12 protein-coding genes are annotated in these 12972 nt (G+C 62.1%); 11 read left to right on the top strand and 1 reads right to left on the bottom strand.

Annotated elements, in window-relative coordinates; all coding sequences use genetic code 11:
- Nucleotides 1-3 precede the first annotated feature (3 nt).
- Nucleotides 4-795 carry a type I methionyl aminopeptidase gene (map, locus tag BOH68_RS15810; protein WP_077378170.1) on the bottom strand — a complete coding sequence of 264 codons (792 nt, stop codon included), beginning with the start codon at nt 793-795 and terminating at the stop codon, nt 4-6.
- A 316-nt stretch (nt 796-1111) separates the two neighbouring features.
- On the opposite strand from map, the gene rpsB reads away from it, so the two are divergent.
- The 11 genes from rpsB (at nt 1112) to lpxD (ending at nt 12937) form a co-directional block, all read left to right on the top strand.
- Nucleotides 1112-1846: a 30S ribosomal protein S2 gene (rpsB, locus tag BOH68_RS15805; RefSeq protein WP_065392491.1), complete on the top strand. Its 735-nt coding sequence runs from the start codon at nt 1112-1114 to the stop codon at nt 1844-1846.
- 179 nt (nt 1847-2025) lie between these two features.
- Nucleotides 2026-2895, top strand: a complete 870-nt coding sequence (tsf, locus tag BOH68_RS15800) for a translation elongation factor Ts (RefSeq protein WP_065392492.1) — start codon at nt 2026-2028, stop codon at nt 2893-2895.
- Between the two features lie 115 nt (nt 2896-3010).
- Nucleotides 3011-3748 (top strand): UMP kinase, encoded by a 738-nt coding sequence (gene pyrH / locus BOH68_RS15795; RefSeq protein WP_240499639.1) that lies wholly within the window; start codon nt 3011-3013, stop codon nt 3746-3748.
- 4 nt (nt 3749-3752) lie between these two features.
- The gene (frr, locus tag BOH68_RS15790; protein WP_077377825.1) at nt 3753-4310 is read left to right on the top strand and encodes a ribosome recycling factor; all 558 of its coding nucleotides are present in this window, start codon (nt 3753-3755) and stop codon (nt 4308-4310) included.
- 55 nt (nt 4311-4365) lie between these two features.
- Nucleotides 4366-5109 carry a polyprenyl diphosphate synthase gene (gene uppS / locus BOH68_RS15785; protein WP_077377828.1) on the top strand — a complete coding sequence of 248 codons (744 nt, stop codon included), beginning with the start codon at nt 4366-4368 and terminating at the stop codon, nt 5107-5109.
- The gene (locus tag BOH68_RS15780; protein ID WP_077377830.1) at nt 5109-5912 is read left to right on the top strand and encodes a phosphatidate cytidylyltransferase; all 804 of its coding nucleotides are present in this window, start codon (nt 5109-5111) and stop codon (nt 5910-5912) included. The genes uppS and BOH68_RS15780 overlap by 1 nt, the downstream gene beginning before the upstream one ends.
- 11 nt (nt 5913-5923) lie before the next feature.
- Nucleotides 5924-7144, top strand: coding sequence for a 1-deoxy-D-xylulose-5-phosphate reductoisomerase (gene ispC, locus BOH68_RS15775; protein WP_077378177.1), 1221 nt, complete (start codon nt 5924-5926; stop codon nt 7142-7144).
- An 88-nt stretch (nt 7145-7232) separates the two neighbouring features.
- Entirely contained in the window at nt 7233-8588 is a 1356-nt protein-coding gene (gene rseP / locus BOH68_RS15770) for a sigma E protease regulator RseP (protein ID WP_077377833.1), read from the top strand.
- A gap of 258 nt (nt 8589-8846) precedes the next feature.
- Entirely contained in the window at nt 8847-11183 is a 2337-nt protein-coding gene (gene bamA / locus BOH68_RS15765) for an outer membrane protein assembly factor BamA (protein ID WP_170877460.1), read from the top strand.
- Nucleotides 11184-11300: 117 nt separating this feature from the next.
- A complete protein-coding gene (locus tag BOH68_RS15760; protein ID WP_077377836.1) occupies nt 11301-11813 on the top strand; it encodes an OmpH family outer membrane protein in 513 nt (170 codons plus the stop codon).
- A gap of 86 nt (nt 11814-11899) precedes the next feature.
- Nucleotides 11900-12937, top strand: coding sequence for a UDP-3-O-(3-hydroxymyristoyl)glucosamine N-acyltransferase (lpxD, locus tag BOH68_RS15755; protein ID WP_077378183.1), 1038 nt, complete (start codon nt 11900-11902; stop codon nt 12935-12937).
- Nucleotides 12938-12972 lie beyond the last annotated feature (35 nt).

Raw genomic sequence — 12972 nt, 5'->3', positions numbered from 1 at the left:
TGATCAACCCTCGAGGAAGGAGAGGTCCTCTTCCGTGCGACGTGTCAGCACCTCGACGCCGGTGGCGGTGACCAGCAGGGTGTGCTCCCACTGCGCGGACAGGCTCTTGTCCTTGGTCACGGCTGTCCAGTCGTCCTTGAGTACCTTCACCTTGTAACCACCGACATTGACCATCGGCTCGATGGTCAGGCACATGCCTTCCAGGAGCTCGGCGTCGGCACGGGCTTCGTAGCCGTCATAGTGCAGCACCTGCGGGTCCTCATGGAAGCCGGCACCGATACCGTGGCCGCAGAAGTCACGCACGACGCTGTAACCTGCCGCTTCGGCATGCTTCTGGATGGCGCGACCGATCTCGGAAAGACGCACGCCCGGGCGTACCAGCTCGATGCCCTTGTAGAGACATTCCTGGGTGATGCGGCACAGGCGCTCCGCCTGGATGGTCGGTTCCCCGACGATGTACATCTTCGAGGTGTCGCCGTGATAGCCGTCCTTGATCACGGTGATGTCGATGTTGAGGATGTCACCCTTCTTGAGCTTCTTGTTGTCATCGGGGATGCCGTGACAGACCACGTGATTGATCGAGGTGCAGATCGATTTCGGGAAGCCGTGGTAGTTGAGCGGTGCCGGAATGCAGCCCTGAACCTCGGTGATGTGATGGTGAGCGATGCGATTGAGCTCGCCCGTGGTGACACCGGGACGGACGTGCTCGTCGAGCAGCTCCAGCACTTCAGCCGCCAGACGGCCGGCGACGCGCATCTTGTCGATTTCTTCAGCTGTCTTGATGGGAATGTTCATGAGGACTCGAGGCAGGAGATAAGAGGGATGAAACGCCGCCAGGCCGCGCGTGGCGGGGGAATGGCGCGACGCATCGCGTGCCGTGTCGGGCAGTCGCGACTTCATATCGTGGTCGAGCTATGGTATAAAGCCGCGCGCTTTCCTGCAAATTCTCCTCGATCGGCCACCTCCGGGCATCTGGCCGAGGCGACATTGAAAGGACTGACGTACATAACCCCAATCCACACACGTTCCGTCACATGGTCCCGGGTGCCGCGCAAGCGGTCGGATCCATGGGGGACGTGGAGGCCCAACCCGATATCCAGGAGATATTCACATGGCGCAAGTCAACATGCGCGATCTGCTCAAGGCAGGCGCACACTTCGGTCACCAGACCAAGTACTGGAACCCGAAGATGTCCAAGTTCATCTTCGGCGCTCGCAACAAGATCCACATCATCAACCTCGAGCACACCCTGCCGGCGCTGAACGAAGCCGTGTCAGTGGTCGAGAAGATGGCTGCCAATGGCAACAAGATCATGTTCGTGGGCACCAAGCGCGCTGCCGGCAAGATCATCAAGGAAGAAGCTCGCAAGGCTGGCCAGCCGTACGTCAACCATCGCTGGTTGGGCGGCATGCTGACCAACTTCAAGACCATCCGTCAGTCCATCAAGCGCCTGCGCGAAATCGAGCAGATGCATGAAGACGGTACCTTCGCGAAGCTGACCAAGAAAGAAGTCCTGATGGCCACTCGTGAGCAGGACAAGCTCGAGCGTTCCATCGGCGGTATCAAGGAAATGGGCGGCCTGCCGGACGCCATGTTCGTGATCGACGTTGACCACGAGCGCATCGCGATCAACGAAGCCAACAAGCTGGGCATCCCGGTCATCGGCGTCGTCGATACCAACTCCAACCCGGACGGCGTGGACTACGTCATCCCGGGTAACGATGACTCCATCCGTGCCATCCAGATCTATGTCCAGGCAATTGCAGGCGCCTGTGGCAAGAACAAGGAAGAAGAGCTGGCCGGTGAGTTCGTCGAAACTGCGGCTGAAGAAGACGCAGCAGAGTGATCCTGGCGGCTTGATCTGACTGTCACACACGCTGCGCTACACTAAGTGCGGCATGGCCTAGCCAAGCGGCAGTCAGGTCAGGCAATGAGGGGGCCACGGCCCCCTCATTTGCGACCGCTCAAGCGGTCGTGACCGAATTCCCGTATTCAAAGACGTCGACACGACAGAGGTTTCATCCCATGGCAGCTATCAGCGCATCTATGGTCAAGGAACTGCGTGAGCGTACTGCGCTCGGCATGATGGAATGCAAGAAGGCTCTTACCGAAGCCGGTGGCGACATCGAGCTCGCGATCGAGAACCTGCGCAAGAACTCCGGCCTGAAGGCCGCCAAGAAAGCTGGCCGTGTGGCCGCTGAAGGCGCCATCGTCATCAAGGTCGCCGACGATGCCAGCTATGGCGTGATGGTCGAAGTCAACTCCGAGACCGACTTCGTCGCTCGCGATGACAACTTCCAGGCCTTCACCAAGCTGATCGCCGACCGCGTGTTCGAGACCAAGAACACCGATATCGCTTCCCTGATGGAAGGCGAGCTGGAAGACACTCGTGGTCAGCTGGTTCAGAAGATCGGTGAGAACATCTCCGTGCGTCGCGCCGAGCTGGTCGAAGCGCCGGCCGGTGGTGTCGTCGGTGGTTACGTCCACGGCGGTCGCATCGCGGCTCTGACCCTGCTGCAGGGCGGTACCGCTGACGCGGCCAAGGACGTCTCCATGCACGTCGCAGCCGTGAACCCGGTCTGTGCACGTCCGGCAGACATGCCGCAGGAACAGATGGACGCCGAGAAGGCCATCATCCTTGCTCAGCCGGACATGGCTGGCAAGCCGGCGGAAATCGCCGAGAAGATGTCCCAGGGCCGTCTGAAGAAGTACCTGGCTGAAAACAGCCTGACCGAACAGCCGTTCGTCAAGGACCCGAACCAGACCGTCGCCGAGTTCGTCAAGGCTGCCGGCGGTGAAGTGGTATCCTTCGTGCGCATGGAAGTCGGTGAAGGTATCGAGAAGGAAGAAGTGGACTTCGCAGCTGAAGTCCGTGAGCAGGCCAGCCGCGCGTAAGGGCTGACTGTTTTCGCTTCTCACGATGGCGTGCGCTTAGTCGCACGCCATCGTGTATCTGGCCCCCGCCTTCGGGCCGCCCCGTCCCCGTATGTCAGTATCAGGAGAAATTCGCATGGCCACCATTTCCGCTGAACGCAATGCCAAGTACAAGCGCATACTGCTCAAGCTTTCCGGTGAGGCCCTGATGGGCGATGGCGAGTTCGGCATCGACCCCAAGGTGCTGGATCGCATGGCGCTGGAAATCGGTCAGCTGGTGGGCATCGGTGTCCAGGTCGGCATCGTGATCGGCGGCGGTAACCTGTTCCGTGGCGCGGCCCTGCAGGAAGCCGGCATGGAACGCGTGACCGGCGACCACATGGGCATGCTGGCCACCGTCATGAACGGTCTGGCGCTGCGTGATGCACTGGAGCGTTCCAACATCCGCTCTCGCGTCATGTCTGCCATCCCGATGAGTGGCGTGGTAGAACATTACGACCGCCGTACCGCGATCCGTTATCTGACCTCGGGTGACGTCGTCATCTTCTCCGCCGGCACCGGCAACCCGTTCTTCACCACGGATTCCGCCGCCTGTCTGCGTGGCATCGAGATCGATGCCGATGCCGTCATCAAGGCGACCAAGGTGGATGGTGTCTACGACAAGGACCCGGTCAAGTTCCCGGATGCTGTGAAGTACGAGAGCCTCAGTTATGACGACGCGCTGGAGCAGAAGCTCGGCGTGATGGATTTGACCGCCATCTGCCTGGTGCGTGACCATGACATGCCGGTACGGGTGTTCAACATGAACAAGGTAGGCGCGCTGCTCAACCTGGTGGTGGGTGGCAAGGAAGGCACGCTGATTGATAGAGGGTAAGATTGTGATCAACGATATCAAGAAAGACGTCGAAGCACGCATGAAGAAGACCATCGAGTCCCTCGGTGCCGCCTTCAGCAAGATTCGTACCGGTCGTGCGCATCCGAGCATTCTCGATGCCGTGACGGTCGACTACTACGGTAGCCAGGTGCCGCTGAATCAGGTGGCCAACATCACCACCGAAGATGCGCGCACCCTGACTGTCGTGCCGTGGGAAAAGCCCATGGTGCCGAAGGTCGAGAAGGCCATCATGACTTCTGACCTGGGTCTCAACCCGTCCACCGCCGGTGACGTGATTCGCGTGCCGATGCCGATGCTGACGGAAGAGACGCGTCGTGGTTACACCAAGCAGGCGCGTGCAGAAGCGGAAAACGCCCGCGTGGCGCTTCGCAATGTGCGTCGTGACGCCAATGGCGACATCAAGAGCCTGCTCAAGGACAAGGACATCTCCGAAGACGATGCACGTCGCGGAGAAGACGAGATCCAGAAGCTGACCGACAAGTATGTGGCGGAAGTCGACAGTGCTCTGGAGCACAAGGAAACTGACCTGATGCAGGTCTGATCGGGTCTGCCGCCGGCACCCTGTCGGCGGCATCCGGTGCTCGTAGCGAGACCCCATGACGTCACCGAATTCCCTCTCCACGCCACGCCATGTGGCGATCATCATGGACGGCAACAACCGCTGGGCGAAATCCCGCGGCTGGGCTGGCATCCGTGGCCATCGTGCCGGTGCCGAGACCGTCCGCAGTACCATCCGTCGCGCTGCCGAGCAGAGCGTCGAGGTACTGACCCTGTTTGCTTTCTCCAGCGAGAACTGGAAGCGTCCGGCCAATGAGGTCAGTGCGCTGATGGAGCTGTTCCTCATGGCGCTCAAGCGTGAGGTCAAGAAGCTTCATCGACACGACATACGCCTCTCCGTGATCGGGGAGCGCAGCCGCTTCTCAAGCTCCATCCAGAAACATATCCGCAGTGCCGAAGAGATGACGCGCGACAATCGCGGCATGCATGTGGTCATCTGCGCCAACTACGGTGGCCGCTGGGACATTGCCGAGGCTGCCCGACGTCTGGCGACGCAGGTCGAGCGAGGCGAGCTCAAGGCCGCGGATATCGACGAGTCCCGCCTCGGGGCCGAGGTCTGTCTGAGTTCGCTCCCGGAAGTGGATCTGTGCATTCGTACCAGTGGCGAGCAGCGTATCTCCAACTTCCTGCTCTGGCAGCTGGCCTACGCCGAGTTCTACTTCTCGCCGGTGCTGTGGCCTGATTTCGACTCGGCGGCCTTCGATGAGGCGCTCGATGCCTATGCCCAGCGTCAACGGCGCTACGGCATGACCAGCGAACAACTCGACGCCGAGGGGCTCTAGTGCTCAAACAACGAATCATCACCGCGCTCATTCTCGCCCCGCTGGCGCTGTGGGGGCTGTTTGGCCTCGACGGTGCCGCCTTTGCGGTCATGACCGGGGGCGTGGTGGCACTGGCCGCCTGGGAGTGGGCCAATCTTGCCGGCGTGCGTGCCGGCGCGGCGCGTCTGCTGTTTCCTGTCTGCATGGCGCTGGCGATGCTGCTGGTGTGGTGGGCGGATGCCTCCCAGGCTCGCTGGCCGCTCTATCTGGCGGCGCTGGCATGGGCCGTCAATCTGCGCTGGGTGATGCATTACCCCGAAAAGCGTCAGGAATGGCATGCCACCGGTATGCGACTGGGTGTCGGGGTCCTGGCACTGTTGCCGACCTGGTTCGGCTTTCTCCAGCTCAAGACCAGCGGTGGCGAGTGGCTGCTGTACGTGCTGCTGATGGTGTGGGCGGCGGATATCGGTGCCTATTTCTCCGGCAAGCGATTCGGCAAGCGCAAGCTGGCGCCACGTGTCAGCCCGGGCAAGTCCTGGGAAGGTGTCTACGGCGGGCTGGTCGCCACCGGATTGCTGGCCACCGATTATGCGCTGGCAGGGCAGGCCGACTGGCTGCCGCTGCTGCTGGTCACACTGGGCGTCACTGGCGTCTCGGTGCTGGGAGACCTGCTGGAAAGCATGTTCAAGCGCGAGCGTGAGATGAAGGACTCCAGTCAGCTGTTGCCGGGGCACGGCGGCATCATGGACCGCATCGATAGTCTGACGGCGGCCGTGCCGTTGTTTGCGCTACTGTTGCCCTGGGTGCTGGGAGGTGGTGCGTGATGGCGGGTGACATGTCCTCCAATGCGCCGGTGCAGCGCATCACGATTCTGGGGGCCACCGGCTCCATCGGCTCCAGCACGCTGGATGTGATCTCGCGCCATCCGGAGCGCTATGTGGTGCATGCATTGAGTGCCGCCACGCGCCATGAGGCGTTGCTGGAGCTGTGCCTGGTCCATCGACCTCAGGTGGCGGTGATCGCCTCCGCCGAGGCGGCGCTGTGGCTCGGCGAGGCGCTCGAGGGCGTCGAGAGCTACCAGGGCACGCCCATCGAGGTACGTCACGGTGAGCAGGCGCTGGTGGACATCAGCGAGGCCCCCGAGGTCGACAGCGTGATGGCGGCCATCGTGGGTGCTGCCGGGCTGCTGCCGACTCTGGCTGCGGTGCGTGCGGGAAAGCGCGTCCTGCTGGCCAACAAGGAGGCGCTGGTGTGTGCCGGCCAGTTGTTCATGGATGCGGTGAAGCAGCATGGTGCGACGCTGCTGCCCATCGATTCCGAGCACAACGCCATCTTCCAGTGCCTGCCGCCCGAGCATCGCGATGGGCTGGCCCCCATCGGGGTCGAGAAGCTGCTGTTGACTGCCTCGGGTGGCCCGTTCCGTGACGAGGCCGAGTGGCCTGCCGAGCGCTTGGCGACGGTGACGCCGGCCGAGGCCTGCGCGCATCCCAACTGGTCGATGGGGCGCAAGATCTCCGTCGACAGTGCCACCCTGATGAACAAGGGGCTGGAACTGATCGAGGCCTGCTGGCTGTTCGCCTGTGGGCCCAACGACATCCAGGTCGTCGTGCATCCCCAGAGTGTCATTCACTCGATGGCGGCTTACAGTGATGGTTCGGTGCTGGCCCAGATGGGCAATCCCGACATGCGCACGCCCATCGCCTACGCGCTGGCCTGGCCGGAGCGCATCGATGCCGGCGTCGAGCCGCTGGATCTTTTCCAGGTGGCGCGACTCGACTTCCGTGCCGCCGATGAGACGCGCTTCCCGTGTCTGCGTCTGGCGCGTGAAGCCATCGCGGCAGGCGGCACCTGGCCTGCAGTGATGAATGCCGCCAATGAGGTGGCAGTGGCAGCCTTCCTCGAGGGCCGCCTGGCCTTCGATCGTATCCCGGTGGTGGTGGAAGCCGTCATGCAGGCTCGCCCGCCCCTGGCGGTGGATGGTCTCGAGGTGATCCTGTCCGAAGATGCCGCGGCACGTGAGTTGGCAGCCGCCCAATTGGCCCTCGTCGGGCCCTGAAATCCTATCTTGCACTGTCTTGTCACTTTCCTTGTGGGCGTGACAGGGCAGGCTGCCCATCTCGGGCACCAATTTCCAGGAGCGCGTGATGGGTGTGATCCAGAATATTCTTGCCGTGATCGTCGTGCTGGGGGTGTTGATCACCATCCATGAGTACGGTCATTTCTGGGTCGCGCGTCGTTGCGGCATCAAGGTGCTGCGCTTCTCCATCGGTTTCGGCAAGCCGTTCTGGTCGTGGACGGACCGCCACGGCACGGAATACGGTGTCGCGGCCATTCCATTGGGCGGCTACGTCAAGATGCTGGATGAGCGCGAGGGGCCAGTCGACCCGTCGGAGCGCCATCTGGCCTTCAATACCAAGTCCGTCTGGAAGCGCATCGCCGTCGTCTCGGCAGGGCCACTGGCCAATTTTCTGCTGGCGATTCTGGCGTACTGGGCGCTGTTCGTCGCCGGTACCACGACCGTGGTGCCGATGGTCGGAGCGGTGGCGCCGGACTCTCCTGCAGGGCGTGCCGGGCTGACGCCCGATGCGGAAATCGTCGCCATCAATGATCAGCCGACACCAAGCTGGGAGGCGATCAATCTGCGCCTCATCGGCGCGATAGGGGACGACCAGCTGACGATCACCACCCGTGTTCCGGGCGCCAGTGCCTCGCGTGAACAGACACTGGATGTCGAGCGCTTCCTGGTGGATCAGGATCCGCCGCGTCCGCTGGTCACGCTGGGCATCACCGCCTGGCGGCCCCAGTTGCCGGCGGTGCTGGGGCGAGTGCTGGAGGACGGTGCGGCGCAGGCTGCCGGCTTGAAGGCGGGAGACCGTATCGTCAGCATTGATGGCGTGCTGGTGGTGGACTGGATCGACTTCGTCGAGCGGGTGCGCGGTGCGCCGGGCGAGACGCTGTCCGTGCTGGTGGCGCGTGATGGCAAGGAAGAGACGCTGTCGCTGACGCCCGCGAGCAATGCGCTCGATGACGGGCGTGTCGTGGGGCAGGTCGGCGCCGGTGTCGAGAATGTCAGCTGGCCGGAAGAGTATCAGCGTGAGCTCAGTTATGGGCCCCTGGCTGCCGTAGGGCAGGCGGTGAGCAAGACCGGCGAGATGACGGTGCTGACGCTGGACTCCATCCGCAAGATGCTGGTGGGCCTGATCGCGCCCTCCAACCTGTCCGGACCGATCACCATCGCGCGGATCGCCGGTGATACGGCTCGCTCCGGGCTTGAAGCCTTCCTGGGCTTCATGGCGTATCTGTCCATCAGTCTCGGGGTATTGAATCTGCTGCCGATTCCGGTGCTGGATGGCGGGCATCTGCTGTTCTATCTGGTCGAGGCGGTGCGCGGCAAGCCACTGTCCGAGAAGGTGCAGAATGCCGGGCTCAGGATCGGCATGGCGCTGGTCGGGTCGTTGATGTTCATGGCGATCTATTTCGACCTCATGCGTCTGTGGTAACCACCAGGATGGCGAAGACGGGGTGCCTCAGGATTGCCTCGCGTTTCCTGCAAGATGAACCAGAGCTGAACTGTCGCCCCTCATGAGGGTCAATTCATTGCACGGGCTGGCCAACATGGCCAACTCCCGTCATCATGCCCACACGACTTCGGCCCCGATTGCCGACCCCCAGGGGTGCTGTCTTGTCAGTAGCCAGGGGTTGTGTATAAGGTGCCTGTTTATCCAAGCGGGCGGAATCCAGAGAAGCGAAGCGACTGCATGAAACTCAAGACCATTGGATTGGCAGCTGCGCTGCTCGGGGCCAGTCAAGGCGCCTTGGCCGCGTCTTTCAAAGTATCCGACATCCGGGTAGAAGGCCTTCAGCGCGTGTCTGCGGGCACCGTGTTCAACGCCTTCCCCGTCTCCGCTGATCAGACCGTCGAGGATGATGATCTGTCCTCCGCGGCGCGACAGCTGTTCGACACTGGCCTGTTTGATGATATCCGCCTCAAGCGTGATGGCGATGTGTTGATCATCGACGTGGTCGAGCGCCCGACGATCTCCAAGATCGAGATCGACGGCAACTCGCAGATTCCCGACGAGGACCTGCGCAAGGGCCTCAAGGAAGCCGGGCTGGCCGAAGGTCAGGTGTTGCAGCGCTCCACCCTGGAAGAGATGCAGCGTGAGCTGGAGCGCGTCTACCAGGCGCAGGGCCGCTACAGCGCTCGCATCGAGACCTCGGTGGAAACCCTCGAGCGCAACCGTGTTCAGGTCAATATCGACGTCAAGGAAGGTGCGGTCGCCAAGATCCACCAGATCAACATCGTCGGCAACTCCGCCTTCGATGACGAGACCCTGCGTGAACAGCTCGAGCTGGAAGACCGCCCGAGCTGGTTCTTCGGCTGGTTCTCCGACGACGAATACTCACGCGAGAAGCTGACCGGGGACATCGAGACGCTCAAGTCCTGGTATCTGGATCGTGGTTACGTGAACTTCCAGGTGCGCTCGACCCAGGTGTCCATCTCGCCGGACAAGTCCGAGATCTTCGTCACCATCAATGTCGACGAAGGCAAGCCGTACAAGATCGGTGAGATCGGTTTCGCCGGCGACATCAAGATGAAGGAAGAGCGGGCGCGTGATCTGGTCAAGCTCGCTCCGGATGCCCTCTATTCCCAGCGTGATGTGACGGCCTCCAGCGAGGCCCTGCGTCAGGCATTGGGAGCCGACGGCTTCGCCTTCGCCAAGGTCAACGCCGTGCCTGAGGTCAATGAAGAGAGCGAGACGGTGGATCTGACCTTTGCGGTCGACCCCGGCAAGCGCGCCTACGTGCGTCGCATCAACTTCAAGGGCAACACCACGACGGCGGACGAGGTGCTGCGTCGTGAGATGACCCAGCTCGAGGGTGCGCCTGCCTCGACGGACAAGATCAAGCAATCCAAGCAGAAGCTCGAGCGCCTCGGCTTCTTCAAGCAGGTCGATGTGGACACGCGTCCGGTCGCCGGCGAGCCGGACCAGCTGGACGTCAACTACAACGTCGAGGAACAGCCGTCGGGCTCGATCTCGGCGTCGGTCGGCTTCTCTCAGGGTGACGGGGTCATCTACGGGGTGGGGCTGTCGCAGAAGAACTTCCTGGGCACCGGCAACGAAGTCAACATCAATGCCCAGAAGTCCGATGACTACACCAATGTCAGCTTCGGCTATACCGACCCGTACTGGACACTGGATGGCATCTCGCGTGGCTACAACCTGTTCTACCGCAAGGTGGATTACGACGATGATGACGATGTCGCCAGCTACGCGACCGACAGCTTCGGCGGTGGCATCAACTTCGGTTACCCGATCAACGAACTGTCGCGCCTGAATTTCGGTGCCGGTTACGAGTTCGTGCGCGTCAAGGACTTCGATGACAGCCCCGCCGAGGTCACGCAGTACATCAGTGATGAGGGCGAGGATTTCAACCTCTACAAGCTGACCGCCAGCTGGTCGCGCAACAATCTCAACCGCGGCATCCTGCCCACGGCGGGCAGCTCGCAGCTGCTGTCACTGGAAGTGGCAGTGCCCGGCTCCGATGCGGACTATTACAAGTTCCGCTACAAGGGGCAGAAGCTGTTCGAACTGCATGATGACTGGTCGCTCAAGTTCCGGACCGAACTTGGCTATGCCAATTCGTTCTCCGGCGATACCTACCCGTTCTTCAAGAACTTCTATGCGGGTGGTCTGGGCAGCGTGCGTGGTTACAGCTCCAACACCCTGGGTCAGGCATCCACCGAGGTCGATGACGGTGATGACGATACCCTGGGCGGCAACATCCTGGTCGAGGGCGGGATCGATCTGATCTTCCCGATGCCCTTCGTCAAGGACAAGCGCAGCGTCCAGCCGTCGTTCTTCGTGGATGCGGGGAATACCTATCTGACGTCCTGCTACGATGTCGGCTCCAGCTATTCCAGTTCCTGTGAGAGTGGCGTGGACCTCGGCGATCTGAATTACAGCGCCGGTATCGGCCTGTCATGGATCACGCCGGTTGGCCCGCTGACCTTCAGTGTCGCGCAGCCCATCGGTGACGATGACGACGACGACACCGAGATCTTCCAGTTCTCACTGGGCCAGACCTTCTAAGGCGGACATGACGCCACACCGGTGGGCAACCGATGTGGCGTCATGTCCCCGCTGCCGGCGCCGCCGTTCCTGTTCTGGCGTCGGTCACCGAACAACAGGCCTACAAGGAGTTTTATGATGCGTAAATTGACCCGCGCACTGTGTCTGGCAGGCGGCCTCGCAGCCTTTGCGACCCCGATGATGGCCCAGGCCACGGAAGTGGCGGTCATGGACTGGCGCCAGGCGCTGTTGAGCTCCGATGCTGCCCAGCGCTCCATGAATCAGCTCAAGAATCAGCTGGCTGGCAAGCAGGATCAGGCCAAGGCGCTGGCCAAGGAGCTTGAGACCATGCAGAACAAGCTGCAGAAGGATGGTGCGGTGATGTCGGATTCCGAGCGCCAGTCACTGCAGCAGCAACTGCGCCAGAAGGGCGGGCAGTTCCAGCAGCTGCGCGGCCAGGTCCAGCAGCAGCAGCAGCAGGCCGAGCAGGCATTCCTCAAGCAATCCAAGCCCAAGCTGGACAAGGCCATTCAGCAGGTCGTCGACAAGCACGGTGTCGAGCTGCTGGTAGACCGCAGTGCCACGGTCTACAGCAAGGATGGTCTCGACCTGACCGATGAGGTCACCCAGGTCTTCAACTCGCTCAACTGATGTCGTCGCGCGTCACGGCGCGCGATGCCAGCATTGAGCATGCCTACGCGAATGCGAGCCAGCGGCGCCCGACGCCTAGAGACAGCATGAAAAAGCAACAATTCTCCTACACTCTCGAGGATCTGGCTCAGCGGCTGGGTGCTCGACTCGTTGGCGACCCGAACGTTCGGGTCTCTGGTCTGTCGACGCTGGTGGACGCGGCGCCAGGCGATATCGCCTTCCTCGCCAATCGCGCCTACCTCAAGTATCTCGCGGACTCTCAGGCCACGGCGGTGCTGCTGCACGAGAGTCATCTCGACGAGTGCAAGAGCCATGCGCTGGTGCTGGACAATCCTTACCTGGCCTATGCCGAGCTGTCACGGTTGTTCGATCCCATGGCACAGGCACCGCAGGCCAGTGTGCATCCCAGTGCGGTCGTCGATGAGACGGCCACGCTGGGCGCGAATGTCGAGATCGGCCCGCAGGTGGTGGTCGGCCCCGGTGTCAGTATCGGGGATGGCTCCCGTCTCCAGGCCGGGTGCGTCATTGGCGCTGACAGCGTGCTGGGCGAAGGGTGTCTGCTGCATCCCAATGTCACGCTCTATCACGGGGTGGTCATCGGGGCGCGGGCAGTCCTGCACAGTGGCTGCGTGATCGGTGCCGACGGCTTCGGTTTCGCCCACGACGGCAAGGGCTGGCACAAGATCGCCCAGCTGGGTGGCGTGATGATCGGTGATGATGTCGAGGTCGGCAGCTGCACCAGCATTGACCGAGGAGCACTCGGCGACACCATCATCGGCAATGACGTCAAGATCGACTCCCAGGTCCAGATCGCGCACAACGTGCAGATCGGAGATCACTCGGCGCTGGCCGGCTGTGTCGGCATCGCCGGTTCCACCAAGGTGGGTCGCTACTGTCTGATGGGCGGTGGCGTGGGGCTTGCCGGGCATCTGGAAATCTGTGATGGCGTGCAGGTCACCGGCATGAGTCTGGTGACCAATTCCATCACCAAGCCGGGCGTGTACTCGTCGGGTACCGGGGCGATGGACAATGGCCTGTGGCGCCGCAATGCCGTGCGTTTCAAGCAGCTGGATCAGCTCGCACGACGTCTGAACCAGGTCGAGAAGGACTTGAAGGACAGGTAGCGCTGCTCTGGCACCGCGGCAGGTGCCAGCAGGCG

The sequence above is a fragment of the Cobetia sp. MM1IDA2H-1 genome, from assembly GCF_002916775.2.
Taxonomy (GTDB): domain Bacteria; phylum Pseudomonadota; class Gammaproteobacteria; order Pseudomonadales; family Halomonadaceae; genus Cobetia; species Cobetia marina.
This window is presented reverse-complemented; position numbering and strand designations above follow the sequence as displayed.